At 70.2% G+C, this 26,162-nt stretch carries 25 protein-coding genes and 1 tRNA gene; 17 read left to right on the forward strand and 9 right to left on the reverse strand.

Annotated features, from left to right (window positions below):
* Positions 1-15: 15 nt before the first annotated feature.
* From IO24_RS0128955 to IO24_RS0128970, 4 genes are all read right to left on the reverse strand, one after another.
* Positions 16-423 (reverse strand): SH3 domain-containing protein, encoded by a 408-nt coding sequence (locus tag IO24_RS0128955; protein WP_078899411.1) that lies wholly within the window; start codon positions 421-423, stop codon positions 16-18.
* Between the two features lie 114 nt (positions 424-537).
* Positions 538-1,785: an ATP-binding protein gene (locus IO24_RS0128960; RefSeq protein WP_031140635.1), complete on the reverse strand. Its 1,248-nt coding sequence runs from the start codon at positions 1,783-1,785 to the stop codon at positions 538-540.
* Positions 1,782-2,567 (reverse strand): hypothetical protein, encoded by a 786-nt coding sequence (locus IO24_RS0128965; RefSeq protein ID WP_031140636.1) that lies wholly within the window; start codon positions 2,565-2,567, stop codon positions 1,782-1,784. Before IO24_RS0128965 ends, IO24_RS0128960 begins: the two co-directional genes overlap by 4 nt.
* Before the next feature lie 166 nt (positions 2,568-2,733).
* Entirely contained in the window at positions 2,734-3,237 is a 504-nt protein-coding gene (locus IO24_RS0128970; RefSeq protein WP_031140637.1) for a protein-tyrosine phosphatase family protein, read from the reverse strand.
* 119 nt (positions 3,238-3,356) lie between these two features.
* On the opposite strand from IO24_RS0128970, the gene IO24_RS0128975 reads away from it, so the two are divergent.
* Positions 3,357-4,160: a nuclease-related domain-containing protein gene (locus IO24_RS0128975; protein ID WP_031140638.1), complete on the forward strand. Its 804-nt coding sequence runs from the start codon at positions 3,357-3,359 to the stop codon at positions 4,158-4,160.
* Positions 4,161-4,341: 181 nt separating this feature from the next.
* Here IO24_RS0128975 and ligD read toward each other — a convergent pair whose 3' ends face one another.
* Positions 4,342-5,223, reverse strand: coding sequence for a non-homologous end-joining DNA ligase (gene ligD, locus IO24_RS0128980; RefSeq protein ID WP_031140639.1), 882 nt, complete (start codon positions 5,221-5,223; stop codon positions 4,342-4,344).
* A 63-nt stretch (positions 5,224-5,286) separates the two neighbouring features.
* Between ligD and ku the strand changes: the two genes are divergently transcribed.
* Both ku and IO24_RS0128990 read left to right on the forward strand, forming a co-directional pair.
* Positions 5,287-6,306, forward strand: a complete 1,020-nt coding sequence (ku, locus tag IO24_RS0128985; RefSeq protein ID WP_471979951.1) for a non-homologous end joining protein Ku — start codon at positions 5,287-5,289, stop codon at positions 6,304-6,306.
* Between the two features lie 42 nt (positions 6,307-6,348).
* Positions 6,349-7,221 (forward strand): MBL fold metallo-hydrolase, encoded by an 873-nt coding sequence (locus IO24_RS0128990; RefSeq protein WP_234335291.1) that lies wholly within the window; start codon positions 6,349-6,351, stop codon positions 7,219-7,221.
* An 18-nt stretch (positions 7,222-7,239) separates the two neighbouring features.
* Here the strand turns inward: IO24_RS0128990 and IO24_RS0128995 are convergent, their stop codons facing one another.
* Positions 7,240-7,695 carry an Asp23/Gls24 family envelope stress response protein gene (locus IO24_RS0128995; RefSeq protein WP_031140644.1) on the reverse strand — a complete coding sequence of 152 codons (456 nt, stop codon included), beginning with the start codon at positions 7,693-7,695 and terminating at the stop codon, positions 7,240-7,242.
* A gap of 193 nt (positions 7,696-7,888) precedes the next feature.
* Between IO24_RS0128995 and IO24_RS0129000 the strand changes: the two genes are divergently transcribed.
* A complete protein-coding gene (locus tag IO24_RS0129000; protein WP_031140646.1) occupies positions 7,889-8,332 on the forward strand; it encodes a DUF7144 family membrane protein in 444 nt (147 codons plus the stop codon).
* Between the two features lie 320 nt (positions 8,333-8,652).
* On the opposite strand, the gene IO24_RS0129010 is transcribed toward IO24_RS0129000, so the two are convergent.
* Positions 8,653-9,285 carry a hypothetical protein gene (locus IO24_RS0129010; protein ID WP_158872501.1) on the reverse strand — a complete coding sequence of 211 codons (633 nt, stop codon included), beginning with the start codon at positions 9,283-9,285 and terminating at the stop codon, positions 8,653-8,655.
* A gap of 131 nt (positions 9,286-9,416) precedes the next feature.
* Here IO24_RS0129010 and IO24_RS0129015 point away from each other — a divergent pair, with 131 nt between their 5' ends.
* Complete coding sequence (locus tag IO24_RS0129015) at positions 9,417-9,746, forward strand: Ku family protein (protein WP_031140650.1); 330 nt, start codon at positions 9,417-9,419, stop codon at positions 9,744-9,746.
* Positions 9,747-9,810: 64 nt separating this feature from the next.
* On the opposite strand, the gene IO24_RS45295 is transcribed toward IO24_RS0129015, so the two are convergent.
* Both IO24_RS45295 and IO24_RS0129020 read right to left on the reverse strand, forming a co-directional pair.
* Positions 9,811-10,344, reverse strand: a complete 534-nt coding sequence (locus tag IO24_RS45295; protein WP_157851293.1) for a hypothetical protein — start codon at positions 10,342-10,344, stop codon at positions 9,811-9,813.
* A 348-nt stretch (positions 10,345-10,692) separates the two neighbouring features.
* Positions 10,693-10,764: transfer RNA gene (locus tag IO24_RS0129020), tRNA-Arg, on the reverse strand.
* A 115-nt stretch (positions 10,765-10,879) separates the two neighbouring features.
* Here IO24_RS0129020 and IO24_RS41075 point away from each other — a divergent pair.
* The 12 genes from IO24_RS41075 (at position 10,880) to prmC (ending at position 26,152) form a co-directional block, all read left to right on the forward strand.
* Positions 10,880-11,419 carry a response regulator gene (locus IO24_RS41075; protein WP_078899418.1) on the forward strand — a complete coding sequence of 180 codons (540 nt, stop codon included), beginning with the start codon at positions 10,880-10,882 and terminating at the stop codon, positions 11,417-11,419.
* A gap of 150 nt (positions 11,420-11,569) precedes the next feature.
* A complete protein-coding gene (gene nrtL / locus IO24_RS0129030; RefSeq protein ID WP_031140654.1) occupies positions 11,570-12,613 on the forward strand; it encodes an ArgS-related anticodon-binding protein NrtL in 1,044 nt (347 codons plus the stop codon).
* A 16-nt stretch (positions 12,614-12,629) separates the two neighbouring features.
* The gene (gene lysA, locus IO24_RS0129035) at positions 12,630-14,021 is read left to right on the forward strand and encodes a diaminopimelate decarboxylase (RefSeq protein ID WP_031140656.1); all 1,392 of its coding nucleotides are present in this window, start codon (positions 12,630-12,632) and stop codon (positions 14,019-14,021) included.
* 176 nt (positions 14,022-14,197) lie between these two features.
* A complete protein-coding gene (locus IO24_RS0129040; protein ID WP_031140658.1) occupies positions 14,198-15,490 on the forward strand; it encodes a homoserine dehydrogenase in 1,293 nt (430 codons plus the stop codon).
* Positions 15,491-15,496: 6 nt separating this feature from the next.
* Positions 15,497-16,555, forward strand: a complete 1,059-nt coding sequence (gene thrC, locus IO24_RS0129045; protein WP_031140660.1) for a threonine synthase — start codon at positions 15,497-15,499, stop codon at positions 16,553-16,555.
* 342 nt (positions 16,556-16,897) lie between these two features.
* Positions 16,898-17,827, forward strand: coding sequence for a homoserine kinase (gene thrB, locus IO24_RS0129050; RefSeq protein WP_031140662.1), 930 nt, complete (start codon positions 16,898-16,900; stop codon positions 17,825-17,827).
* 402 nt (positions 17,828-18,229) lie between these two features.
* Positions 18,230-20,308: a transcription termination factor Rho gene (rho, locus tag IO24_RS0129055; RefSeq protein ID WP_031140664.1), complete on the forward strand. Its 2,079-nt coding sequence runs from the start codon at positions 18,230-18,232 to the stop codon at positions 20,306-20,308.
* Between the two features lie 198 nt (positions 20,309-20,506).
* Entirely contained in the window at positions 20,507-22,294 is a 1,788-nt protein-coding gene (locus tag IO24_RS0129060) for a trypsin-like serine protease (RefSeq protein WP_031140666.1), read from the forward strand.
* A gap of 208 nt (positions 22,295-22,502) precedes the next feature.
* Positions 22,503-23,639, forward strand: coding sequence for an LCP family protein (locus IO24_RS0129065; protein ID WP_031140668.1), 1,137 nt, complete (start codon positions 22,503-22,505; stop codon positions 23,637-23,639).
* Positions 23,640-23,851: 212 nt separating this feature from the next.
* Positions 23,852-24,073, forward strand: a complete 222-nt coding sequence (gene rpmE / locus IO24_RS0129070; RefSeq protein ID WP_031140670.1) for a 50S ribosomal protein L31 — start codon at positions 23,852-23,854, stop codon at positions 24,071-24,073.
* A gap of 107 nt (positions 24,074-24,180) precedes the next feature.
* The gene (gene prfA / locus IO24_RS0129075; RefSeq protein WP_031140672.1) at positions 24,181-25,257 is read left to right on the forward strand and encodes a peptide chain release factor 1; all 1,077 of its coding nucleotides are present in this window, start codon (positions 24,181-24,183) and stop codon (positions 25,255-25,257) included.
* Positions 25,258-25,306: 49 nt separating this feature from the next.
* Positions 25,307-26,152, forward strand: coding sequence for a peptide chain release factor N(5)-glutamine methyltransferase (gene prmC / locus IO24_RS0129080; protein ID WP_031140674.1), 846 nt, complete (start codon positions 25,307-25,309; stop codon positions 26,150-26,152).
* Positions 26,153-26,162: the final 10 nt, after the last annotated feature.

A 26,162-nucleotide genomic window follows, 5' to 3' on the forward strand; every position in this document is an offset into this window, starting at 1 on the left:
TTGGGTGGCCGAGTGTCAGCACCAGCGTGGCGCGGGGCCGATGTTGTCGATGTACCGGGCCGCGCCCCAGGCCCAGGTGCCGTCCGTCAGCAGGTACCAGAGCGGATTGCCCTGCACGGTCTCACCGCCCGTCTTGCAGAAGATCTTGACGACCTCGCCCCGGTGGGCGAACCGGATGATCTGCGAACCGCGGTTCGGGGCACTGCGCAGCGCCAGCCTGTCGGCCGTGACGACGCCCTTGTAGAGGCGCTCGTCGTGGTGGCCGTCGTGGTGGCCGTCGTGGTGGCCGTGGTGGTTGCCGTTGCCACCGTTGCCGCCCGTCGGGTCCCAGTCGTCGTACGCGGCGACGGCGGGTGTGACGGAAGCCGCGGCGGCGAGGAGCCCGGCGACGGTGGCTATGGAGAGGCGGGTGCGCAGGGACATGGGGGTTACCTCCATGTGGGGGCGAAAGTACTGAAGCTGACTAATCGCCACATTAGGAGCGCCCCGGAGGTGCCGCCCCTCACACTGGGCCATAGGAGGACGCGCCCCGAGCTCTCACTCCGCCGCCAGTCTCAGAGTGGCCACCGCCCCGCCCTCCGGCGCGTTCGCGAACTCCAGCCGCGCGCCCAGCACCTCCGCCTGCCCCCGCGCGATGGTCAGCCCCAGCCCGTGCCCCCGCGTACCGCCCTCCGTGCGGAACCGCTGCGGCCCGTGGGCGACCAGGTACTCCGGAAACCCGTCCCCATGGTCGCGAACGGTCACCACCGGACCGTCCACGGTCAGCACCACCGGCCCCCGCCCGTGGTTGTGCGCGTTCGCCACGAGGTTGCCCAGCACCCGCTCCAGCCGCCGCCGGTCCGTCTCCACGGACACGTCCCGCACGACCCTGACCTTCGTGCCGTGGCCCGCCGCCCGCGCCGCACGCTCGGCCAGGGGGCCCAGTTGCTCGGTGTCCAGCTCCACCCGCTCCCGGCCGGTGTCCAGCCGGGAGATCTCCAGCAGGTCCTCGGTCAACGTGCGCAGCGCCGCCACCCGGTCGCGGACCAGCTCCGTCGGACGGCCCGGCGGCAGCAGTTCGGCCGCCGCGTGCAGCCCGGTCAGCGGCGTGCGCAGCTCATGCGCGACATCCGCCGTGAACCGCTGCTCGGCGAGCAGCTTGCCCTGGAGCGAGGCCGCCATGGAGTCCAGCGCGGCGGCGACGGCGGCCACCTCGTCCCGTGGGCCGGCCTCCGTGCGGGGGCCGGCGCCGGGGTCGTTCACGCGCGCGTCCAGGTCGCCCGCGCTGATCCGCCGCGCGACCAGCGCCGTGGTGTGCAGCCGACGCGTCACCCGCGTCACCGCGAATGCCCCGACCAGCAGCGTCGCCCCGATCGCCAGGCCCGACGACCACACGATCGCCCGGTCCAGGCCCTCGATGGTGCGGGACTGCTGCGAGTAGTCGACCGCCACGGCCAGCGCCCGCCCGCCGTCGACGGGACCCGCCGCCCACATCGTGGGGCGTCCCGCACGGTCGGCGACCATCGTGCCGCGGTCCCCGGCCACCGCCAGGTCCCGCAGCTCCCCGGGCAGCTCCGGTGGATCCACCCCGGCGCCCCGCCGCAGGGTGTCCCCGGCCTCGTACCGCTCCGTCGCCTGCGTCAGCCGCTGCAACGCCTGGTCACGGGCCTGACTCACGGTCTGGTTCGTCACCTGCACATGCACCAGGACGCCGAGCAGGGCGGCCAGCGCGCAGCACATCACGGTGATGAAGGCGGCGGCCTTCGCGGCGAGCGTCCCGGACCACTGGGGGAGCGTGGGTCTCATCCGCCGCTCGCCGGCGGGGAGACAGAGGGAGAGGCTGAGAGGGGGCCGGTGGGAGAGGGGGAGAGGGGGCCGGTGGGAGAGGCCGACGGGCGCCGGGAGTGCTTGCGCGGGCCGGTGCGCAGCATCTCGTCGTGAGTGAGGAGCATGGCCCGCTGGTCCCGGTCCCAGGTCCACTGCAGGCGGTACTCGTAGCCCGCGACCTCCGACGGCGAGCGGATCACCAGCGAACGCCCGGCCAGCTCGACACCGCTGAGCGCGTCCTCCCACGCCATCACCTGCACCAGCCGCTGCTTCTCCACGGTGTAGACGCGGACGGCGGTCGTCTTGCCGGGCAGCAGCGGGAAACCCAGCGTCAGGTCGTCGAGCCCGTCGCCGGTCAGATCCCGGTAGTACGGCCTGAGTACCGGGCACTTCCCGCGCCCCGGGCCTTTCGCGCAGTCGGCCATCCTGCGCTCCGTGTCGCGGTAGGGCGCCTTCTCGCCGTCGTACTCCCCGGGGTTGCGGGCGATCTCGGCCCTGACGATCTCGACCGGATCGACCCGGCGGATGTCGCCGCCGGGGACCTTCACCCCCTTGACCACCTCGGTGTTCACCTCGCCGATCTCGAAGGCCGGGCTCGACGCCGGTGTCAGATCCGGCCACAGCCGGGCCGGCTCCTGCGCCGTCGGGGTCGACCCCGCGCCCTCCAGAGCGCCGGTGTCCCCGCAGCCCACGGCGGTGGCCAGCACGAGGGCGACGACGGCGAGGCGACGGGCGGCCTGTCCGGGGCGGCTGAGGGGCACTGCACTCCTGGCGGTTCGTGGGCGGTTCGCGGGCGGTCGCACAGGCGGACGCGACCGACGGCCGCGTACACCTTATTCGTAGGGAAGTCCCATTTGCGCGAGAGGGCGGCCGTCTGTGTGCGCAGCCGGACCTGCGCAGCCGTACGTATGCCGTACGCATGCCGTGCTACTCGGTGAGCTCCTCCAGCAGCCGGGCCGTGGCCAGTCCGGCCCGCAGGTACTCGACGAACAGGTCGTTGTGCAGCGCCCAGCGCGAGCGGCGGGCCCGGATCAGCCGGATCGCCGCGTCGGCGGAGCTGCCCTGGCGCATCAGCGCGTGCGCGACGACGAGACCGGAGCGGTTGTACCCGTGGTAGCAGCGGACGAGGACCCTGCGGCCCTCGCCCAGCGCCTCGCACGCGGCCTCGGCCAGCCGGATCACCCCGGCGAGCTGCGTCCCGTCCAGCGGCCCGTCGGGGATGGGCCACACATGGTGCCGGACGCCCGGATCGGGCCCGTGCCCCGGCAGCCGCAGCAGCGTCTGCACCAGATCGAACTCGTCCCGCACGACGACGAACTCCGGATGGCCCATGGCCCCCGTGTACTCGTGACCGCCCATCCAGAGCCCGGGCACGACCTCGCTCCACGGACTCTCCGGAGCGGGCACGTCGGGTTTACTGCGGGTACGCAACGGCGCCTCCCCACCATCACCGCCCGAGGGTCCGCGGGCAGGCCCAACTCCTCTCCAAGGTAGCCGGGTTCTTGCCCCCGCAGCACCCCGCCTGTTCCCATGGACCGGGGTGATGGTGCATGAACGGACTGCGCGTCATACCGACCTGGCGGCACGGCCGGGAGCGGCTGTACGTCTGCCTCCCGGACGGCAGGAACATCGCCTGGTACGACCGTGAGGCGGCCCGGGTGAACCTGCTCGGCGTAGACCACGAGGACGACGTCCTGCGGGCCCTGGGGCCCTTCCTCACCGGCCCCGTGACAGTGGGGCCGCCCCCGGTGCCGACCTCCGCCGAACTGGCCCGCCTCACCCTCCACCCCGACGACGACCTGGCCCCCAACCGTCCCGGCGAGGCCCTCATCGTCGCCCTCGACCGCGACCCCGGACCCGCCCACCGGCTGCGCCCCGACCCGCGCCGCAGGGCCCTCGCGGCCGAGCAGACGGTCGGCGACGCCCTCGACCACCTCGACGGCGCGGGCTGGCACGCCCTGCACTCCGTGCCGCTCCCCGGTGGCGACCGCATCCACCACCTGCTGATCGGCCCCGGCGGCCTCTACGCCGTCCACACCCTCCACGCCCGCAAGCAGCGCGTACGGATCACCGACCCCATGATCACGCTGGGCCGCCGCGACCCCCACCCCCTGCTGCGCCGCCTGCGCACCGACGCCGACCGTGCCTCCCACGCCCTGACGGCAGAGGTCCGCCCGGTACTCGCCCTGGTGGACCCGGCGGCGCTGTCCGTCCCGACCGCCCCACGAGCGGTCCACGTCCTGACGGCCACGGAGGTGGAGGGGCTCGCTCACCGGGGCGGAGTCCTGAAAACGGCGGACGTGGAGGCACTGCACGCGATGGCCCGGGACCGGAACACGTGGGCCCGGGTGTGAGGGGTGCGACCCGGGTCGGCCGGCCGGTCCGTCGGCCGACCGCCCGACCGGCCCTCGAGCACGGGCGCGGGCATGAGCAGAGGCACGGGCGCGGGCATGAGTACGGGCATCAGCACGCGCCGGCTGACGGCCCGGGCCCGTCAGGGGCGCACCCGGCGTCGGAGATCCGCCGGCTGTCCGGCTACGGCAGTGTCCCGGCCCCGTCCGTGTCCAGCAGCGGAGCGAGCAGGTCGCCGTAGTCCTGGATCCTCGGGGCGATGTCGACCGCGTGGAAGTCCAGCCGTCCGGGTGCGCCGCACTCCTCGACCTCCTCCCAGGTCACCGGGGCCGAGACGGTCGGTTCCGGGCGGGCCCGGAGGGTGTAGGGGGTGGCCGTCGTCTTGCGGGCGGCGTTCTGGCTCCAGTCGACGAAGACCTTCCCCGGGCGCAGGCTCCTGGTCATCCGGTGCAGCGCGAGCCGCGGCATGGCCTTCTCGGCCTCTACGGCGAGCGCCTTGGCGTACTCGGACACCCGCTCGGAGGACGCACCCCGTACGGCGGCGAGCAGATGCAGCCCCTTCGAGCCGGAGGTCTTGGCGCAGGTCTCGATGCCGTCCCGAGCGAGCCGTTCCCGCAGCCACAGGGCGACCTCGCAGCACTGCACGATGGTCGCCGGCGCCCCCGGATCGAGGTCGAAGACGATCCGGTCGGCCTCGTCCGGCGTATCGACGAGCCACTGGTGGGTGTGGAACTCGGCCACGAGGTTCGCCGACCACATCAGGCTCGGCAGATCCTGCACCAGGACCATCCGCGAGGGCCCCTCGACCCGCGGCACCTCGGCGGTGGTGACCCAGTCGGGCGTACCCGGCGGCACGTTCTTCGTGAAGAACACCTGCCCGTCCGGCCCGTCCGGATACCGCAGGAAGGACACCGCCCGATCACGCAGATGGGGCAGCAGGACCTCGGCGACGGTCGCGTAGTAGTGCAGCACCTCGCCCTTGGTGAAGCCGGTGGCGGGATACAGCACCTTCTCCAGATTGCTGAGAGCGAGCCGTCGCCCCTCCACCACTGTGATAGGCGCCATACGATAAGAATCCCACGCAAACCGTGACGAACACTCCCGAGCGTGACCGGAAGGGTGCTGCACGTGAGATCCATCTGGAACGGCGCCATCTCGTTCGGCCTGGTCAGCATTCCGATCAAGCTGGTGAACGCCACCGAGAGCCACTCGATCTCCTTCCGCCAGATCCACACCGAGGACGGCGGCCGCATCCGGTACCGCAAATTCTGCGAACTGGAGGACCGCGAGGTCACCCAGGGGGAGATCGGCAAGGGCTACGAGGACGCGGACGGCACGATCATCCCGATCACCGAGGAGGACCTGTCCAGCCTGCCGCTCCCGACGGCCAAGACGATCGAGATCGTCGCCTTCGTCCCGGCCGACCGGATCGACCCGCTCCAGATGGACGCCGCGTACTACCTCCAGGCCGGCGGCGCCCCGGCGGCGAAGCCGTACACCCTGCTGCGCGAGGCACTGAAGCGCAGCAACAAGGTGGCGATCGCCAAGTTCGCCCTGCGGGGACGGGAACGCCTGGGCATGCTCAGGGTCGTCGGCGAGGCCATCGCGATGCACGGCCTGCTGTGGCCGGACGAGGTCCGCACCCCCGAGGGCCTGGCCCCCGACACCCATGTCACCGTCCGTGACCAGGAACTGGACCTGGCGGACGCGCTGATGGACACCCTGGGCGAGGTCGACCTGGAGGATCTGCACGACGAGTACCGCGAGGCCGTGGAGGAGGTCATCGCCGCGAAGGCCGCGGGCGAGGCCCCGCCCCAGGCCCCGGAACCGGCCGCCGGCGGCAAGGTCCTGGACCTGATGGCGGCCCTGGAGAGCAGCGTCCGCGCGGCCCGCGAGTCCCGGGGCGAGGAAGCCGAGCACGCCGAGGTCAAGTCGCTCCCGCAGCGCAAGACGGCCCGCGCGGCCCCCAAGCAGACCGGCGGCAAGAAGTCGACGTCCACCACGAAGAAGACGGCGGCCAAGAAGACCACCGCGGCGAAGAAGTCGACGGCCAAGTCGGGTCAGGGGACGACCAAGAAGACGGCGGCGAAGAGCACCGCGAAAAAGACGGCGGCGAAGAAGTCGACGTCCCGCAAGCGCTCGGCCTGACCCGCTCCCGCGCGGGTACTCCCCTCACGGGAGGAGAGCGCCATGCCGCAGCCCATGAACCACCACGATCACCACCGTCACACCGGTGACGCGGTCGACGTCCACTTCATCGGCAACGCGACGGTACTGCTGTCGTACGGCCCGCTCACCCTGCTCACCGACCCGAACTTCCTGCACCGGGGCCAGTACGCCTACCTCGGCCACGGCCTGCTGAGCCGCCGCCTGACCGAACCGGCCCTCGACGTCCACGAACTGCCCCGCCTCGACGCGATCGTGCTGTCGCACCTGCACGGCGACCACTGGGACCGCCGCGCCCGCCGGCACCTGGACCACACGGTGCCGATCCTGACCACCCCGCACGCGGCCCGCCGCCTCCGGGCCGTGCACGGATTCCACCGCACGGCGGGACTGCGCACCTGGAAGGCGCTCACCCTCCAACGCGACGGCGTCCAGGTCACGGTCACCGCCCTGCCGGGCCGGCACGCGGGCCACGCGATGCTGCGCAGGCTGCTGCCGCCGGTGATGGGAAGCATGCTGGAGTTCGGCCCCGCCGGGGGACCGCCCCGCATGCGGCTCTACCTCTCCGGTGACACGCTCCTGTACGACGGCCTCCAAGAGATCACCGAACGCTTCCCGTCCGCCGATCTGGCCGTCCTCCATCTCGGCGGCACCCGCCTCCCCGGCGGCTTCGTGGTCACGATGGACGGCACCCAGGGCGCCGAACTCGCCCGCCGCCTCGACCCCAGGCTCGTCCTCCCCGTCCACTACGGGGACTACACGGTGATGCGCTCGCCCCTGTCCGTGTTCCTCGCCGAGGCCGACCGCATCGGCCTCGGCGACCGCGTCATCCACTGCGGCCACGGGGAACGCGCCTGCGTGCCGTGCGCTCCCGGGGCGGCCGCGGAGGTCTACTGACCCCGGGGCGTCGGGCCCTCAGGCCACCCGCCTCTCCCGCTGCTCGGACTCCTCGTCTGCCTCGTAGTCGTCGTCCGGCAGATGGACGTCGTCGACGGCGATGTTGACCTCCACGACCTCGAGACCGGTCATCCGCTCCACGGCGTTGATGACGTTGGTCCGGACGTCCGCAGCGGTGTCGGCGATGGCGGCGCCGTACTCGACGACCAGATTGAGATCAACGGCGGCCTGGCGCTCGCCGACCTCGACCTTCACCCCCTGGGTGACCCCGCTGCCCCCGCCCGGCACCCGCTGACGCACAGCCCCGAAGGCCCTGGTCATCCCGCCACCGAGGTTGTGCACCTCCGGGATCTCCCGGGCCGCCATGCCAGCGATCTTCGCGACGACCGTGTCCGCGATGGCGGTGCTTCCACGGGTGCCGGGAGCACCCATGCCGTCCTGTGATGCGTTCCTGCGCTGAGTGGTCTCCGTCATGACCGTCACCTCGATGATCGGTGAGGGGGATGAGCAGCATCGTTCCTCTCCACGGTAGAACAATGGTGCATTTGGGGCGAAAGTGCTTCATCGCCCCCGGGGCCTCACCCTTCCCGGGTGATGCCCCCCGCGTCCTGCCGCGCGCATGCTGAGAACGGCACGACCTTGGCGACATGGGAACGAGGCAGCCGGCATGACCACCACGCACCCAGGAAGCGCCCGCACATCCCTGCGGGAATGGGCCACCGGCGTGACCGTCTTCGCGGCCATCATGCTCATGATCGGCGGCATCCTCGACATCATGCGCGGCATCGCGGAGATCGCCGATGACAACATCTTCGCCTCGACGCGCACCTACGTCTTCGCGTTCGACCTCACCGCCTGGGGGTGGATCCACCTCACCCTGGGTGTGCTGGCCTTCGTCGTCAGCTTCGGCCTCTTCATGGCGTCGACGTGGGCCCGCGTCATCGGCGTGGGCATCGCGGGCCTCGTCATCATCACCCACTTCCTCTCCCTGCCGTACTACCCGGTCTGGTCGATCGTGATGATCGCGATCTCCGGGATCATCATCTGGGCCCTGTGCGCGATGAGAAAGGACGACGCGTTCGTCCCGTTCGAGAGCGCACCGAAGGCATAGCGGGGAATACGAGAGACGGCATCAACGAATCCCTCACCAGCGTGACGCTGGAACTCCTCGACGAGCGGGCCGGGCGGCCGTCCGACGAGGAGATTCGCAGAGCACTGCGCAACTGGGCCTTCAACAGCCGCAGAAACCGTGCGGCGTAAGCGTAGGACGCTCGTTTCCGAAGCGTGACGAGACCGACGACCAGTCGACCCGTTCTGGCTGTCACCCCGCCCGTTCCATGAACCCGATTGACCGCCGCCCGATGATGAGCCCGAGTGACAACGCCCCCACTCCATCCGCTACGGCGGTGGAGTGGGGGCGCTTCGCTGTGCTCAGCCGGTGATCTCGCCGTTGAACTCCGGGAAGTCCAGGTCGAAGTTCTCGCTGTTCCGCTGCACGGTCACCACGATCTTCTTGCCGTACTTCGTTTCCAGGCTGTTGTCGTCCGTCTTCGTCGCCGTCACCCCCGGGGCGAGTCGACCACCCAGCGGCTCCGAGTCTGTCGTGAACTCGGTGAAGGCCGCTTCGCCGCCGTTGGTGGCGCCCTCGATGAACGTCGACACCTCATCCAGCTGCACCGGCTTCTTGCCGGTGTTCTCCAGCTTCAGCAGCACACGGAACTCGTTCGCCTTCGGGTCGTCCTCGGCGAAATCCTCGTCGGTGAACGTCGTCCACTTCTTCGCCTCGACGACCGACACCTTCAGTCCGTCGGGCCACGTGTAGGACTCGCCGAACTTCAGGCCCGTCGACGTCACCCCGGTGTCGCTGTCGGTGCTGGCCTCGTCGGCGCAGTGCTCCATCCACTCGGCCTGGTCGAGCGTCTGGCTCGCGCAGTCGACCTTCTCCTTCTTGCTCGTCGGCTTCTTCGTCTTCGAGGCCGACGAGTTGTCGCTGCCGCCACCCCCGCATGCGGTGAGAGCGGCCAGGAGCATCGCGGCCACAGCCGCAGTAGCGCGAACGCGCATGAGTCCCCCCAGGGTTGAACGTCGGAACAACGTAGGCCACATGTGGGGGATATGTGTGCAGAGTTCACCGAGTCGTGACATGAGGCGCCCGAACGGGCGGAGGGGCAGGGGCTGTTCGCCAACTGCCGGCAGTGAGCCTGACCGCCGAAGACCACAGCGTCCGCTTCCACGAGTACCACCTTGACGGAGCCGGCCGCCCACTCAACATGAGCCGGGTCCGCGTCCGGAAGTACTGCGAGGTCGAGGAGCGCGAGGTCCGCAACGATGAGATCGGCGGTCATCCCGATCAGCGACGACGAACTGCGGGACCTGCCACTTCCCACCGCGAAGGCGATCGAGATCAAGCGTTCGTGCCGCTGGAGTCCATCGACCCGATCCAGATCGGCGAGGGCTACTACCTCCAGCCGAAGGAGCAGGCCGTGGTGAAGACCGCGGGTCGGAAGTCAAGCGCGCAGTCCTGACCAGTCGCTGAGTCGTTAGGGTCCCCAGGTCCTCAGCGAGAAACAATGCATTTATGAACTGGTTCTATTCTCCGTCTCCCGGATTTCGTGGACCCGAAACCTGGGTCTCGTTGCGCGTCACGGTGAGGACTTTATCTGGTGCAGGCGTGTGTACGTGGGACAATACGGCAAGTCGATCCCCAAGGCGTACGCCGGAAGTATCAATAGCACTGGATGCGCCATCGGCATGGTGAAACAGCGCCATAGAGTCGTCCCAGTAAAACCCCCCGACATCGTCACTGGAGGCTGGGAAGGTTACCTTCACAACAGGCTCCGCACTTGCAACCTGGCCTGCGCGAATGCCCTCTATGGTAATTTCCATCAACTCCTTCCAGAACTTCAGCATCCAGACCTCGTGCTCATGTTCAACCCAACTTTCCCATGCAAGTTTGATGCCGATGATTCCGACCAAGGAGCCAATCAACCAGCCAAGCCAGCCGCCCGCATAGCCCACCCAGTCAAAAGCGTCTGAAACCGCCAGGAGCAGAAGCGCTCCGAGGAACACGAGAGAGAAGAGCGCCCTCAAACACATCGATACCACCCACTCGCGCAACTTCAATTCCAGGGTACGCTCCTTACCCCCCTTGAGGTGCAGCCCACAGCGCTTCGCGGCGTGCGGTCTCGGCCGGGGCTACCGACGAGCCGCATGCATCAGCCGTTTGGTGGGGTTCATGAGCGCGGTGATTCCATGCACCTGACGCTTTTAGTGCGCCACGGTCGGCAGTCCTGCCGATCGGGCCGGGGCGGAGTGTTCAGCATCGATACGAAGCACCACCACAAGAGGCCGTATGGGTCGGCGACCACTCCGTGAAGGTCGATCACGGAAGCAGCACACGCCTGCACACACACGAAGACCCCGTCTCAGCGAAAGCGCTGATGGCGGGGTCTTTGGGCACCTCATGCAAGGTGCCCCCGGCAGGATTCGAACCTGCGCACACGGCTCCGGAGGCCGTTGCTCTATCCCCTGAGCTACGGGGGCGTGTTCGTCGCGTTGCTCGCGGCGACGGGTAGAACACTACCAGCTCCCTCGGTGTGGTCATGAACGGGTTTCCGCTGCCGGGGGAGGGGTTGCGGCTCGCTCGTGCGGGGTGGAAGTGGGGAAAACCCGGACGCGATGGCCGGGGCCGACCTACTCTCGAGTTGTGCCAGGCGCGTCGGGCAGGGTGCTTGTTGTGGACGACAACAAGGTCATCCGGCAGTTGATCAGGGTCAATCTCGAGCTGGAGGGGCTGGAGGTCGTGACCGCGGCCGATGGTGCCGAGTGTCTTGATGTCGTTCATCAGGTGCGGCCCGATGTCGTGACCCTCGACGTCGTCATGCCCCGGCTGGACGGTCTCCGGACCGCCGCTCGCCTCCGGGCCGACCCGCGGACCCGGGACGTGCCCCTCGCCATCGTCAGCGCCTGTGGTCACCAGGAGGTCGAGGCCGGACTCGACATCGGCGTCGACGCCTTCCTCGCCAAACCCTTCGAGCCTGCCGAACTGGTCCGCATGGTCCGCCAGTTGGTCGAGCGGGCCCGGGGTGGGGGCCGGCAGCGCGGCAGCGGCCCCGAGGCCGGCGGCGGCAGCGACGCCCCCGCCAAGGAGCACGAGCAGGAACAGGTGAAGGAAGTGGATCTACCCGCCGTGCCGTAGGCGAGTGACTCGTGCCCGGCCGCCCCGCCAGGGCGGCCACGTCCGGATCACGGTCGAGGAAAGGCCCGCTGAACAGGCGCCGCGTCCACATCCCGGACCGTACCGAAACCGGCTCGCATAACCACCCCCTTCCTCCCATACGCTTGTCCCGTGACCCCCGTCGAGCTCTCCCGCACCGTGCTGCACGCCGTGCGCCGCGCTGTCGACGACGGTGAGCTCAGCGTGACCGTGCCGGAGCGGGCCGTGGTCACTGCGCCGGGGCCGGGGGGCTGCGGCGACTACGCCACGAACATCGCCCTCCAACTGGCCGGCGCGGCCGGGCGGCCGCCGCGTGACGTGGCCGAGATCCTGCGGGCACGGCTCGTGGGCGAGCAGCGCTTCGACGACGTCGTCGTCACCGGGCCCGGGTTCCTCAACTTCAGCCTCGAGCGCACCGCCGCCGCCGGCCTCGTCGAGGAGATCCTGCGGCGCGGGCTGCGGTACGGGCACGCGACGACCGGGTTCAGCGGGACCGCTGTCCTGCTCCGCTGCCCGGCAGAGGTGCGTGCCGTCGTGGTCGCCGACGCCGTGACCCGTGTGCTGCGCAGCCAGGGGGACTTCGTCCGTGTCGAGTGCGACGGCCCGCCCGCCCCGGAGTGGGCGTCCGTCCTCGGCGTGGACGTCACCACCCGGGGGCCGCGCATCGCCGACCGGTACGTCACCGTCCGCCCCGTCCCCGCCCCCGCCGACCCCCTGCCCCTCGGCCGGGACGCCGCCCGCTGGGCGCTGCTGCACCCCGCCGCCCACGACCGGCCCCGAATCCCCGGCGACCACCTCGTCCAGCGGGAGGGCAACCCCCTCTTCCGCGTCCGGTACGCCCACGCCCGCACCCGGGCCCTCCTGCGCAACGCCGCCGACCTCGGCTTCCACCCCGAGCCCGGTCCCGTGAGCGAAGCGGAAGCGCTGCTCGCCGTACTCGGCGACCACCCCCGCGTCCTCGCCGCCACCGCCACGCATCACACCCCCGACCGCCTGGCCCGGCACCTCCTCGCCGTCGCCGCTGCCGCGATGCCCCTGCTCCCCGCCGTGCTGCCCCTCGGTGAGGAGAAACCCTCGGCCGCCCACCGTGCCCGGCTCGCGCTCGCCGAAGCCGCCGGGACGGTGCTGGCCGGCGGCCTGTCCCTGCTCGGCATCGACGCACCCGACCATCTCTGAGAGACACGAACAGATCATGAGCCGTTCCGCCCACCCCGCCGGGCCCCGTCACGCTGATGTCCTCCCCGAGGGCCACTACTCCGCCCCGCCCGCCGACCTCAACGCGCTGGACCCCAAGGTGTGGGCCCAGACCGTGACGCGTGACGAGGACGGGGTCGTGACCGTCGGCGGCATCCCCGTCACCCGGCTCGCCGAGGAGTTCGGCACTCCCGCCTACGTCCTGGACGAGGCCGACTTCCGGGCTCGCGCGCGTGCCTGGCGCACCGCCTTCGGGGCCGACGCCGACGTCTTCTACGCCGGCAAGGCGTTCCTGTCCCGCGCCGTCGTGCGCTGGCTCGACGAGGAGGGGCTGAACGTCGACGTCTGCTCCGGCGGCGAGCTGGCCACCGCCCTGTCCGCCGGCATGCCCGCCGACCGCATCGCCTTCCACGGCAACAACAAGTCCGTCGAGGAGATCACCAGGGCCGTCGAGGCCGGTGTGGGGCACATCGTGCTCGACTCCTTCCAGGAGATCGTGCGCGTCGCCCACGTCGCGCGGAGCCTCGGCACGCGGCAGAAGGTCCTCATCCGCATCACCGTCGGCGTCGAGGCCCACACCCACGAGTTCATCGCCACGGCCCACGAGGACCAGAAGTTCGGCATCCCGCTGGCCGGCGGGCAGGCCGCCGAGGCCGTGCGCCGGGCCCTGCAGCTCGACGGGCTCGAGCTCGTCGGCATCCACAGCCACATCGGTTCGCAGATCTTCGACATGTCCGGGTTCGAGGTCGCCGCCCACCGCGTCGTCTCGCTACTGAAGGCCGTCCGCGACGAGCATGGTGTCGAACTGCCCGAGATCGACCTCGGCGGCGGTCTCGGTATCGCGTACACCAGCGACGACGACCCCCGGGAGCCGCACGAGATCGCCAAGGCGCTCACCGAGATCGTCACGAGGGAGTGCGAGGCCGCCAAGCTGCGCACGCCCCGCATCTCCGTCGAGCCCGGGCGTGCCATCGTCGGCCCTACCGCCTTCACTCTGTACGAGGTCGGCACCATCAAGCCCCTGGACGGGCTGCGGACCTACGTCTCCGTCGACGGCGGCATGTCGGACAACATCCGCACCGCGCTGTACGACGCCGAGTACAGCGTCGCGCTGGTCTCCCGCACGTCCGACGCCGAGCCGATGCTCGCCCGCGTCGTCGGCAAGCACTGCGAGAGCGGGGACATCGTGGTCAAGGACGCGTTCCTGCCGTCCGACCTGGCACCGGGTGACCTCATCGCCGTACCGGCGACGGGTGCCTACTGCCGGTCCATGGCCAGCAACTACAACCACGTGCTCCGCCCGCCGGTCGTCGCCGTCGAGGGCGGTGCGGCGCGGGTGATCGTCCGCCGGGAGACGGAGGAGGACCTGCTGCGTCTCGACGTCGGCTGAGAAAGATCGGCTGAGAAAGAAGCGAGAAGCGAACCGCAGCGGGCGACGGAAGATCTCCTGTCTGCCGCCCCCGCGGAAATGAAATACATGTCTCACGATCCGGACCGGGGGCAGAAACTCCCGTCCGGTGAGTGAGACTGGTTCCACCGTAGACGGTAAAGAGGAAACGAGGTCGGATGATGCGTACGCGTCCGCTGAAGGTGGCGCTGCTGGGCTGTGGAGTGGTCGGCTCAGAGGTGGCGCGCATCATGACGACGCACGCCGACGACCTCACAGCCCGGATCGGGGCCCCGGTGGAGCTCGCGGGCGTGGCCGTGCGGCGGCCCGACCGCGTCCGGGAGGGCATCGACCCCGCCCTGATCACCACCGACGCCACCGCGCTCGTCAAACGTGGCGACATCGACGTCGTGGTCGAGGTCATCGGCGGTATCGAGCCCGCGCGCGGCCTCATCACCACCGCCTTCGAGCACGGCGCCTCCGTGGTCTCCGCCAACAAGGCGCTGCTCGCCCAGGACGGGGCGGCCCTGCACGCCGTCGCCGAGCAGCACGACAAGGACCTCTACTACGAGGCCGCCGTCGCCGGTGCCATTCCGCTGATCCGGCCGCTGCGCGAGTCCCTCGCCGGCGACAAGATCAACCGGGTGATGGGCATCGTCAACGGCACGACGAACTTCATCCTCGACAAGATGGACTCGACCGGCGCCGGCTACCAGGAGGCCCTCGACGAGGCCACCGCCCTGGGCTACGCGGAGGCCGACCCGACCGCCGACGTCGAGGGCTTCGACGCCGCCGCCAAGGCCGCGATCCTCGCCGGCATCGCCTTCCATACGCGCGTGCGCCTCGACGACGTCTACCGCGAGGGCATGGCCGAGGTGACCGCCTCCGACTTCGCCTCCGCGAAGGAGATGGGCTGCACCATCAAGCTGCTCGCCATCTGCGAGCGGGCCGAGGACGGGGCGTCCGTCACCGCGCGCGTACACCCGGCCATGATCCCGCTGAGTCACCCGCTGGCCTCCGTCCGCGGCGCCTACAACGCCGTGTTCGTCGAGTCCGACGCCGCCGGGCAGCTCATGTTCTACGGCCCCGGAGCGGGCGGTTCCCCCACGGCCTCCGCCGTGCTCGGCGACCTCGTCGCCGTCTGCCGCAACCGGCTCAGCGGTGCGACCGGACCAGGCGATTCCGCCTATGCCGCGCTGCCGGTGTCCCCGATGGGCGACGTCGTCACGCGCTACCACATCAGCCTCGACGTGGCTGACAAACCGGGTGTTCTCGCCCAGGTCGCGACCGTCTTCGCCGAGCACGGAGTCTCGATCGATACGGTTCGCCAGTCGGGGAAGGACGGCGAGGCCTCCCTCGTCGTCGTCACGCACCGTGCGTCCGACGCCGCCCTCACCGGGACCGTCGAGGCGTTGCGCAAGCTCGACACCGTGCGTGGTGTCGCCAGCATCATGCGGGTTGAAGGAGAGTAACCAGCAATGACCCACCAGTGGCGCGGAATCATCGAGGAGTACCGGGACCGGTTGCCCGTCTCCGACAGCACGCCGGTCGTGACGCTCCGCGAGGGCGGCACGCCCCTCGTCCCCGCGCAGGTGCTCTCCGAGCGCACGGGCTGCGAGGTCCACCTCAAGGTGGAGGGCGCGAACCCGACCGGGTCCTTCAAGGACCGGGGCATGACCATGGCCATCACCCGGGCCAAGGAGGAGGGCGCGCAGGCCGTCATCTGCGCCTCCACCGGCAACACGTCGGCCTCCGCCGCCGCGTACGCCGTGCGGGCCGGGATGGTCTGCGCCGTGCTCGTGCCGCAGGGCAAGATCGCGCTCGGCAAGATGGGCCAGGCCCTCGTGCACGGCGCGAAGATCCTCCAGGTCGACGGCAACTTCGACGACTGCCTCACACTCGCGCGCGGCCTGAGCGACAACTACCCGGTGGCGCTGGTCAATTCGGTCAACCCGGTGCGTATCGAGGGCCAGAAGACGGCCGCCTTCGAGATCGTGGACATGCTCGGCGACGCGCCCGACATCCACGTCCTGCCGGTGGGCAACGCGGGCAACATCACGGCCTATTGGAAGGGCTACACGGAGTACGCCGCCGACGGCGTGGCGACCAGGACCCCGCGGATGTGGGGATTCCAGGCCTCCGGCAGCGCCCCGATCGTGCGCGGCGAGGTCGTCAAGGACCCCTCGACCATCGCCACGGCCATCCGCATCGGCAACCCGGCCTCGTGGAATTACGCGCTCGCCGCGCGGGACGAGTCGGGCGGCTTCATCGACGAGGTGACGGACCGTGAGATCCTGCGCGCCTACCGGCTGTTGGCGTCGCAGGAGGGCGTCTTCGTCGAGCCGGCGTCCGCCGCGTCCGTCGCCGGTCTGCTGAAGGCCGCCGAGCAGGGCAAGGTCGACCCGGGGCAGCGGATCGTGTGCACCGTCACCGGCAACGGGCTGAAGGACCCCGACTGGGCCGTCGCCGGTGCGCCGCAGCCGGTCACCGTACCCGTCGACGCGGCGGCCGCGGCGGAGCGCCTCGGCCTCGCCTGACGTGCGGGTATGCACCGAGCGCCGGTGCAACGCCCGACACGGTCCGGCGTAGGACGGCGCTTGCCCGGGAAGGTTCCCTACGGGGGGTGCACAGGGGGCTTACGACACGCATCGTGCGCCTCCTGTGCGCCCTATGTCGCCACAGAACCTTCCTTCGATAGGCTGTACTGAACCCGCCCGCCGCATATGCCTCCGCAAGGAGCACGGTGCCGCGCCGTCTCCGCGGCCGGGACAGCGGCCGGCCATCGCGGTCGGCAGCGGCCCCCGGGGTTCTCGTACGCCATCGAATGTCCACTGAACGTCATTCGACAATCACCGCAGCTCAAGGAGAGTCATCGAGCGATGGCCGGTCCAGCGTTCCGCGCCGCCGCCGTCCGGGTGCGCGTCCCCGCCACCAGCGCCAACCTCGGCCCGGGCTTCGACGCCCTCGGCCTCGCGCTGGGCTTGTACGACGACGTGGTCGTCCGGGTGGCCGACTCCGGGCTGCACATCGACATCGCGGGTGAGGGAAGCGAGACGCTCCCGCGCGACGAGCAGCACCTTCTCGTACGTTCCCTGCGCACCGCCTTCGACCTGCTCGGCGGACAGCCGCGCGGTCTGGAGATCGTCTGCGCCAACCGCATTCCGCACGGCCGGGGCCTCGGCTCCTCCTCGGCGGCCATCTGTGCCGGGATCGTCGCCGCCCGCGCCGTGACCATAGGGGCCGACGCCAAGCTCGACGACACCGCGCTGCTCGAGCTCGCCACCGAGATCGAGGGCCACCCCGACAATGTCGCGGCGTGCCTGCTGGGCGGTTTCACGCTGTCCTGGATGGAGGGCGGTGCGGCCCGCGCGATCAGGATGGAGCCCGCGGATTCCATCGTTCCGGTGGTTTTCGTCCCCGGAAAGCCGGTCCTCACGGAAACCGCGCGCGGCCTGCTCCCGCGCACCGTGCCGCACGTCGACGCGGCCACCAACGCCGGCCGGGCCGCCCTGCTGGTCGAGGCCCTCACCCGCCGCCCCGAACTGCTGCTGCCCGCCACCGAGGACCGCCTGCACCAGGAATACCGCGCGCCGGCCATGCCTGAGAGCACGGCACTGGTGGAGCGGCTGCGGGGCGACGGCATCCCCGCGGTCATCTCCGGAGCCGGACCGACGGTCATGGCGCTGGCCGACGCGGAGACCGCCGACAAGGTCGAGGCCCTGGCAGGCCCGGAATGGGCCGCGAACCGGCTGCGGCTCGATCAGCACGGCGCGAGCGTGCTGCCGCTCGCGGCCTCAGGTGACATCTGAAAGCGCGCGGTTGCCGGATTTTGAGAGGGGGAATGTTTGTTGGATCCGGTAGTGTTAATCTCAAGTCTGCACCCGACCCCACCATGGCGAGGTGCCTCGTGTCCCCGTCCGGGACAGACATTCTTCCGGGAGCCCCCCAAGCCGCACTGTGTTTTGTACGTCGGACCGTACGCCGTACAAGGACACTGAGCGGGGCGCAGGGCACGCTCCGGAACCGGTGCGACCACGCCGCGTGACACTGACACTGGGTGCCACGGCTCAAGGAAGCGCCATCACCAGATTCCTCCGCCGCTTAGGCGGACCACCGCCCCGGCACGGTTCACACCACACGGACCGAAGCCGGACAGCACAACCGGTCGCCGAGCCAGACAGGCCGACGTCCGCTCCAGGGAAGGACCCTTCGTGAGCGACACCACCGATCTGATGGGCGCACGTGTCGAGGAGACCGCTGCCGCGCCCGCCACGGACGCCTCCGCGCCTGCCACCGGTGCCGGCTCCCGGCGGCGCCGCGGTACCGGCCTCGACGGCATGGTGCTGGCCGAGCTGCAGCAGGTCGCATCCGGCCTCGGCATCAGGGGCACCGCGCGTATGCGCAAGAGCCAGCTGATCGAGGTCATCAAGGAGGCGCAGGCGTCCGGCGGCGCCGCTCCGGCCGCGAAGGCCGACGCCGCCGCCGAGACCAAGCCCAAGCGCCGCGCCACCTCGCGGACCCGTACGGGCGACAACGCCGAGAAGGCGGACAAGAAGGCGGACGCGAAGGAGGCCTCCCAGGCCCCCGCGGACAAGGCCGGCAAGGCTGACAAGGCCGTGGCCCAGCAGCAGATCGAGATCCCCGGCCAGCCCGCCGGAGGCGCCTCCCGGTCGAGCGAGAACGAGCGCGGGGGAGACGACGCGCCCGAGCGTCGCCGTCGCCGGGCCACCGCCGAGGCCGGAGCCCCGGCCGCCGCCACGGAGACCATCGTGGCCGAGGCGAAGAACGACTCCAAGGCCGAGACGCCGGCCCAGTCGCAGCAGCAGTCCCAGAACAACGAGGCCAAGTCCGACGCCGGTGACGGCGAGGGCCGTCGTCGCGACCGCCGTGACCGTGACCGTGACCGCGGCCGGGACCGCGACCGTGACCGTCGCGGGGGCAAGGGCGACGACCAGCAGGGCGGCCAGCGCGGCCAGCAGCAGGGCCAGGGCGGCGGCCGCCAGGATCGTGGCCAGCAGCAGCAGCAGCAGCAGCAGCAGGACGACGACGACTTCGAGGGCGGCCGCCGTGGCCGTCGCGGGCGCTACCGCGACCGCCGGGGCCGTCGCGGCCGTGAGGACATGGCCCCCGAGCCGCAGATCAACGAGGACGACGTCCTGATCCCCGTCGCGGGCATCCTGGACATCCTCGACAACTACGCCTTCATCCGCACGTCCGGCTACCTGCCCGGTCCGAACGACGTGTACGTCTCCCTCGCCCAGGTCCGCAAGAACGGTCTGCGCAAGGGCGACCACATCACCGGTGCCGTGCGCCAGCCCAAGGAAGGCGAGCGGCGCGAGAAGTTCAACGCGCTGGTGCGTCTGGACTCCGTCAACGGCATGGCGCCCGAATCCGGGCGCGGGCGGCCGGAGTTCAACAAGCTGACGCCGCTGTACCCGCAGGACCGCCTCCGCCTGGAGACGGACCCGGGCGTCCTCACCACCCGCATCATCGACCTGGTCTCGCCCATCGGTAAGGGCCAGCGCGGTCTGATCGTGGCCCCGCCGAAGACCGGCAAGACCATGATCATGCAGGCGATCGCCAACGCGATCACCCACAACAACCCCGAGTGCCACCTGATGGTCGTCCTCGTCGACGAGCGTCCGGAAGAGGTCACCGACATGCAGCGGTCGGTGAAGGGCGAGGTCATCTCCTCGACCTTCGACCGCCCGGCCGAGGACCACACCACGGTCGCCGAGCTGGCCATCGAGCGCGCCAAGCGCCTGGTGGAGCTGGGTCACGACGTGGTCGTGCTGCTCGACTCGATCACCCGCCTGGGCCGTGCGTACAACCTCGCCGCCCCGGCCTCCGGCCGCATCCTGTCCGGTGGTGTCGACTCGACGGCGCTGTACCCGCCGAAGCGCTTCTTCGGTGCGGCCCGCAACATCGAGGACGGCGGCTCGCTGACCATCCTCGCCACCGCGCTGGTGGACACCGGGTCCCGCATGGACGAGGTCATCTTCGAGGAGTTCAAGGGCACGGGCAACGCCGAGCTCAAGCTCGACCGGAAGCTCGCCGACAAGCGCATCTTCCCCGCGGTGGACGTCGACGCGTCCGGCACCCGTAAGGAAGAGATCCTGCTCGCCCCCGACGAGCTCGCCATCGTCTGGAAGCTGCGCCGGGTGCTGCACGCTCTCGACCAGCAGCAGGCGGTGGAGCTGCTTCTCGACAAGATGAAGCAGACGAAGTCGAACGCCGAGTTCCTGATGCAGATCCAGAAGACGACGCCGACGCCGGGTAACGGTGACTAGTCGCCGCTGAGCTGCGGATGGCCGGTCGGCTGCGGGTTTGTCGTGGTTGATCGCGCGATTCCCCGCGTCCCTTGAGGGCGCGTAAGGGCCGCCCCCGTTCATATGAACGGGGGCGGCCCTTTGTGGTGTTCGCGTGCAGGTAGGATCACGCTCTCTTCGAACTTGTGATCCCGAGGGGGGACATACGTGGGTACACCCATGTCCGGGGGCGGTCGGCACAGACGCCGGATACGCATCGCACTGCCCGTCGCCGCGGCCGGTGTCGCCGCCGCCGTGGCCGGCGCGCTGCTGACGACGTCCGCCGGTGCGGCCACCCCGCTGCCGCAGCCGGCAGTCAAGCCCGCCACCAGCTCGCCCCCGCTCGCCGAGCTGGAGAAGCGCGTCGCGGGCGCCATGGCCGGTGACGACGTCGCCGGCAAGACCAGCAAGACCTCGCTCGGCGCGAACACCGCCCCGAGCCGCATCGACCCGAAGGTCATCGGCGGCAACGAGACGACCATCAGCACGGCTCCGTGGATGGCGCAGCTCCACTACTACGACGACCGGGGCACGTCGAGCACCGGCGACGACATCGGCTTCTTCTGCGGCGGCGCCGTCGTCGCGCCGACGAAGATCCTCACCGCCGCGCACTGCGTCAAGGGCTACAACTGGAACGCCAACGGCGCCGTCGTCACCGGCACCTCCCAGCTGCCCTCGGCCGACGGCACCGACCTGCACGGCGGCACCGTCACCGGCGTCTGGCGGCAGTGGAACCACCCGTCGTCCAACGCGACGACCATCGACAACGACATCGCGGTGCTGACCCTGCCGGTCCCGGTCAAGGCCACCCCGATCCGTATGACGACGTCCGGCGACACCACCTCGTACAAGGCCGGCACCAGTGCCAAGGTCTACGGCTGGGGCCGCACCAGCTCCACCAGCGACGACATCTCCGAGACGCTGAAGACCGCCACGCTGCCCATGCAGTCCGACACGACCTGCTCCGGCGCGTACGGCAGGGACTTCGTCAAGGGCCACATGGTCTGCGCGGGCAAGCCCGCCACCGGCAGCGACACCGGCACCGTCTCCGCCTGCAACGGCGACTCCGGCGGCCCCCTGGTCGTCAACAACCGGATCGTCGGCGTCGTCTCCTGGGGCGTGACCGACTGCGTCGCCAAGGGCGCCTACAGCGTCTTCGCCAAGGTCAGCTCCTACGTCGGCGCCGCCTACCCGCGCCTCGACGACACCAACATCAGCGGCGACCACAAGGCCGACCTCTGGGTGCGCAACGCCTCCACCAAGACCGGCTACTCCAAGGACTCCAAGGGCACGTCGTTCGCCGCCCGCGAGTCATGGGGCGACTGGAACGGCGTGAACGTCGTCCTGCAGACCGACCTCGACCGCGACGGCTACCAGGACCTGGTCTACCGGCGCAGCAGCGACGGCGACCTCTTCTGGACGCACTACGTCACCTCCAGCGGCACCTGGTCCACCAAGCAGATCGCCGACAACTGGAAGACCCGCACCCGGATCATCACCCCGGGTGACGTCACCGGCGACTACCTGCCCGACCTGCTCTCGGTCGACTCGGCGGGCGTCATGTGGATCTACCCGGGCAAGGGCAACGGCACCTTCGCGCCCCGCGTGAAGGTCGGCTCCGGCTGGAACCAGTACAACTCCGTGCGCGGCAAGGGCGACTTCAACGGGGACGGCAAGACCGACCTGATCGCCCGCAGCAAGTCCGGCAGCGCCATCTACCTCTACAAGGGCACCGGCAAGGCCGGCTCGGGCGCCTTCTCGGCCCGGGTCAAGGTGCGCACCTGGGCCGACTACAACGCCTTCGACGCCCCCGGCGACGTCACCGGCGACGGCAAGGCCGACTTCCTGGCCCGCACCCCCGGCGGCACGCTCTATCTGTACGCGGGCACCGGCAAGGGGACCAGCGAGATCTTTGCCACAAGGAAGTCCGTGGGCACCGATTTCAAGCAGTACGACATCTTCGGCTGAAATCGCAGGTGAACGGGGATCGCCCCGGCAGTGACGAACACGGACTGTGCCCACCGTTCCACGCGGTGGGCGCAGTCCGTTGTGCAACCCTTTCCCGAGTTTCTCCGTCTGACCAGGTGGGGCGACGATGGTGCGAGGAAGGGTCTTCTCCGGCCACGCCTGGCACTGACCGCAGGGGGTAACCGACCGTAGAAGAGCTGAGGAGTACATGTCTGCCGAGAGCACGCCGGGTCCGGGTATACCGGGCGACACCGGCATCAACGGAGCGCGTCACCGAGGCAAGGGCCGACGCCGCAAGGCCCCGCAGCGTCGCAAGGGCCTGCTGATCACGGCGTGGACCGCCGCGGGCGTCGTCGTGCTGGGCGGCGCCGGCGCCGGATACCTGTACTTCAAGCTCAACGGCAACCTCAAGAGCGTCGACATCGACCAGGCCCTCGGCGCGGACCGCCCCAAGAAGGCCGACAACGGCTCGGAGAACATCCTCGTCCTCGGCTCCGACACCCGCGCCGGCGGCAACAAGAAGCTCGGCGGCGGCACCGACGACGGCAGCGCCCGCTCCGACACGGCGATGATCGTGCACGTCTACAAGGGCCACAAGAAGGCCAGCGTGGTCTCCATCCCGCGCGACACCCTGATCGACCGTCCCTCGTGCACGGACACCAAGGGCGACGAGCACCCCGCCGCGCGCAGCGTGATGTTCAACTCCGCGTACTCCACCGGCGGGGCCGCCTGCGCCGTGAAGACCGTCGAGTCGATCACCGACCTGCGTATGGACCACTATCTGGAGGTCGACTTCTCCGGCTTCCAAGAGCTCATCGACGACCTCGGCGGCGTCGAGATCACCACGACCGAGAGCATCGACGACCCCGACAGCCATCTGAAGCTGAAGGCCGGCACCCACACGCTCGACGGCAAGCAGGCCCTCGGCCTGGTCCGCACCAGACACGGCGTCGGCGACGGCTCCGACCTGGGCCGGATCCAGCTCCAGCAGGCCTTCATCAAGGCCCTGGTCAACCAGATCAAGGACGTCGGCGTCTTCTCGGACCCGAAGAAGCTGCTCGACCTCGCGGAGACCGCGACCAAGACGGTGACGGCCGACTCCGACCTCGGCTCGGTCAACAAGCTCGCCTCCTTCGCGAGCGGCCTCAAGGGCATCAGCCCGTCCAACATGCACATGATCACGATGCCGGTGGCCTACGACCCGGCCGACCCCAACCGCGTCCTCCTCCAGAAGAAGAAGGCCGACCAGATCTGGAAGGCCCTGGAGAACGACAGGCCGATCCCCAAGTCGGCGACGTCCGGATCGGCCACAGGTGAAGCCAAGGGTGTCGTGAGCGCGCCCTGACGGGCACGTCCCCAAGGGGCGCGGGGCTGTATCGATGTGCGGCCCCGCCGCGTGGGCGCGAACAACCCCCACCGGCCCGCGGGGGAATAGATCACAGCAACCCCCGGTTTTGGGAGTAGGCCCCAGTCCTGGCAGACTGGTACGTCGGCTCCGGTTCACGCTCCCGCACCCCGCGGCAGCGACCCGGCGCCCTCCCGAACCTAGGAGACACCTTGAAGCGCGACATCCACCCCGAGTACGTCGAGACGCAGGTCAGCTGCACCTGTGGCGCGTCGTTCACCACCCGCAGCACCATCGAGTCCGGTGCCATCCGTGCCGATGTGTGCTCCGAGTGCCACCCGTTCTACACGGGCAAGCAGAAGATCCTCGACACCGGTGGCCGTGTGGCCCGCTTCGAGGCCCGCTTCGGCAAGGCCGCCGGCTCCAAGAAGTAGCGAGCCTCAATTCGCCGGTCCACGGAGGCGCCCCCACACCGGGCGCTCCGGGACCGGCGTTTTTGGTCGCCCGCCCTTCACCCCCGTCCGTACACAGGAGCCCCAAGATGTTCGAGGCCGTCGAGGAACTCGTCGCCGAGCACGCCGACCTGGAGAAGAAGCTCGCCGACCCGTCGGTCCACTCCGACCAGGCCAACGCGCGCAAGCTGAACAAGCGTTACGCCGAGCTCACCCCCATCGTCGCCACGTACCGCTCCTGGACGCAGACGGGTGACGACATCGGGGCCGCGCGCGAGCTGGCCGCCGACGACCCCGACTTCGCGGCCGAGGTCAAGGACCTGGAACGGCAGCGCGAGGAGCTCACGGAGAAGCTGCGCCTCCTCCTCGTCCCGCGCGACCCCAGCGACGACAAGGACGTCATCCTCGAGATCAAGGCGGGCGCGGGCGGCGACGAGTCGGCGCTCTTCGCCGGTGACCTGCTGCGCATGTACCTGCGCTACGCCGAGCGCGTCGGCTGGAAGACCGAGATCATCGACGCCACAGAGTCCGAGCTGGGCGGCTACAAGGACGTCCAGGTCGCCGTGAAGACCAAGGGCGGCCAGGGTGCCACCGAGCCCGGCCAGGGCGTCTGGGCGCGGATGAAGTACGAGGGCGGTGTGCACCGCGTGCAGCGTGTGCCCGCGACGGAGTCCCAGGGCCGGATCCACACCTCCGCGGCCGGTGTGCTCGTCACGCCCGAGGCCGAGGAGGTCGACGTCGAGATCAACCCGAACGACCTCCGCATCGACGTCTACCGCTCCTCCGGGCCCGGCGGACAGTCCGTCAACACCACCGACTCCGCCGTGCGCATCACACACGTTCCGACCGGAGTCGTCGCCTCCTGCCAGAACGAGAAGAGCCAGCTGCAGAACAAGGAGCAGGCACTGCGTATCCTGCGCTCCAGGCTGCTCGCGGCGGCGCAGGAGGAAGCGGAGAGGGAGGCCGCCGACGCCCGCCGCAGCCAGGTCCGCACGGTCGACCGCTCCGAGAAGATCCGCACGTACAACTTCCCGGAGAACCGCCTCTCCGACCACCGCGTCGGCTTCAAGGCGTACAACCTGGACCAGGTCCTGGACGGTGACCTCGACGCGGTGATCCAGGCCTGCGTCGACGCGGACTCGGCTGCGAAGCTGGCGGCCGCGTAAGGCACGTACGAGCACGTACGAGCACGTACGAGTAATACGGAGGACTTGCGTGAACCTGCTGCTCGCGGAGGTGGCCCAGGCCACCCAGCGGCTCGCCGACGCCGGCGTGCCCTCGCCGCGCACCGACGCGGAGGAACTCGCCGCGTTCGTGCACGGCGTCAAGCGCGGCGAGCTGCACTCCGTCAAGGACTCCGACTTCGACGCCCGCTACTGGGAGGTCATCGCCCGCCGCGAGGCCCGCGAGCCGCTCCAGCACATCACCGGGCGCGCCTACTTCCGCTACCTGGAACTCCAGGTCGGTCCCGGGGTGTTCGTGCCGCGGCCCGAGACGGAGTCCGTGGTCGGCTGGGCCATAGACGCCGTACGTGCCATGGACGTCGTCGAGCCGTGCATCGTCGACCTGTGCACCGGCTCCGGCGCCATCGCGCTCGCCCTCGCCCAGGAGGTGCCGCGCTCGCGCGTGCACGCCGTGGAACTGTCCGAGGACGCCCTGCGGTGGACCCGCAAGAACGTCGAGGGGTCCAGGGTCGACCTGCGGCAGGGCAACGCCCTCACGGCCTTCCCGGACCTGGACGGCCAGGTCGACCTGGTCATCACCAACCCGCCGTACATCCCGCTCACCGAGTGGGAGTACGTCGCCCCCGAGGCGCGGGACTACGACCCCGACATGGCCCTCTTCTCCGGCGAGGACGGCCTCGACCTCATCCGCGGCCTGGAGCGCACGGCGCACCGGCTGCTGCGCCCGGGCGGCGTGGTCGTCGTCGAGCACGCCGACACCCAGGGCGGCCAGGTGCCGTGGATCTTCGCCGAGGACCGCGGCTGGACCGACGCGGCCGACCACCCGGACCTGAACAACCGCCCGCGTTTCGCCACCGCCCGCAAGGCACTGCCGTGAGCACACCGGG

Source organism: Streptomyces flavovariabilis (assembly GCF_000725785.1).
Taxonomy (GTDB): domain Bacteria; phylum Actinomycetota; class Actinomycetes; order Streptomycetales; family Streptomycetaceae; genus Streptomyces; species Streptomyces hawaiiensis.

Coding starts and splice junctions, on each gene's coding strand:
- IO24_RS0129000 (WP_031140646.1), top strand. CDS start 7,889: ATGACCACCACGCACCCAGGAAGCGCCCGCACATCCCTGCGGGAATGG.
- IO24_RS0129010 (WP_158872501.1), bottom strand. CDS start 9,285: ATGCGCGTTCGCGCTACTGCGGCTGTGGCCGCGATGCTCCTGGCCGCT.
- IO24_RS0128960 (WP_031140635.1), bottom strand. CDS start 1,785: ATGAGACCCACGCTCCCCCAGTGGTCCGGGACGCTCGCCGCGAAGGCC.
- prfA (WP_031140672.1), top strand. CDS start 24,181: ATGTTCGAGGCCGTCGAGGAACTCGTCGCCGAGCACGCCGACCTGGAG.
- IO24_RS0129060 (WP_031140666.1), top strand. CDS start 20,507: ATGTCCGGGGGCGGTCGGCACAGACGCCGGATACGCATCGCACTGCCC.
- IO24_RS0129065 (WP_031140668.1), top strand. CDS start 22,503: ATGTCTGCCGAGAGCACGCCGGGTCCGGGTATACCGGGCGACACCGGC.
- IO24_RS0128995 (WP_031140644.1), bottom strand. CDS start 7,695: ATGACGGAGACCACTCAGCGCAGGAACGCATCACAGGACGGCATGGGT.
- IO24_RS0128990 (WP_234335291.1), top strand. CDS start 6,349: ATGCCGCAGCCCATGAACCACCACGATCACCACCGTCACACCGGTGAC.
- IO24_RS0128955 (WP_078899411.1), bottom strand. CDS start 423: ATGTCCCTGCGCACCCGCCTCTCCATAGCCACCGTCGCCGGGCTCCTC.
- lysA (WP_031140656.1), top strand. CDS start 12,630: ATGAGCCGTTCCGCCCACCCCGCCGGGCCCCGTCACGCTGATGTCCTC.
- ligD (WP_031140639.1), bottom strand. CDS start 5,223: ATGGCGCCTATCACAGTGGTGGAGGGGCGACGGCTCGCTCTCAGCAAT.
- thrB (WP_031140662.1), top strand. CDS start 16,898: ATGGCCGGTCCAGCGTTCCGCGCCGCCGCCGTCCGGGTGCGCGTCCCC.
- IO24_RS0128975 (WP_031140638.1), top strand. CDS start 3,357: ATGAACGGACTGCGCGTCATACCGACCTGGCGGCACGGCCGGGAGCGG.
- thrC (WP_031140660.1), top strand. CDS start 15,497: ATGACCCACCAGTGGCGCGGAATCATCGAGGAGTACCGGGACCGGTTG.
- IO24_RS0129040 (WP_031140658.1), top strand. CDS start 14,198: ATGATGCGTACGCGTCCGCTGAAGGTGGCGCTGCTGGGCTGTGGAGTG.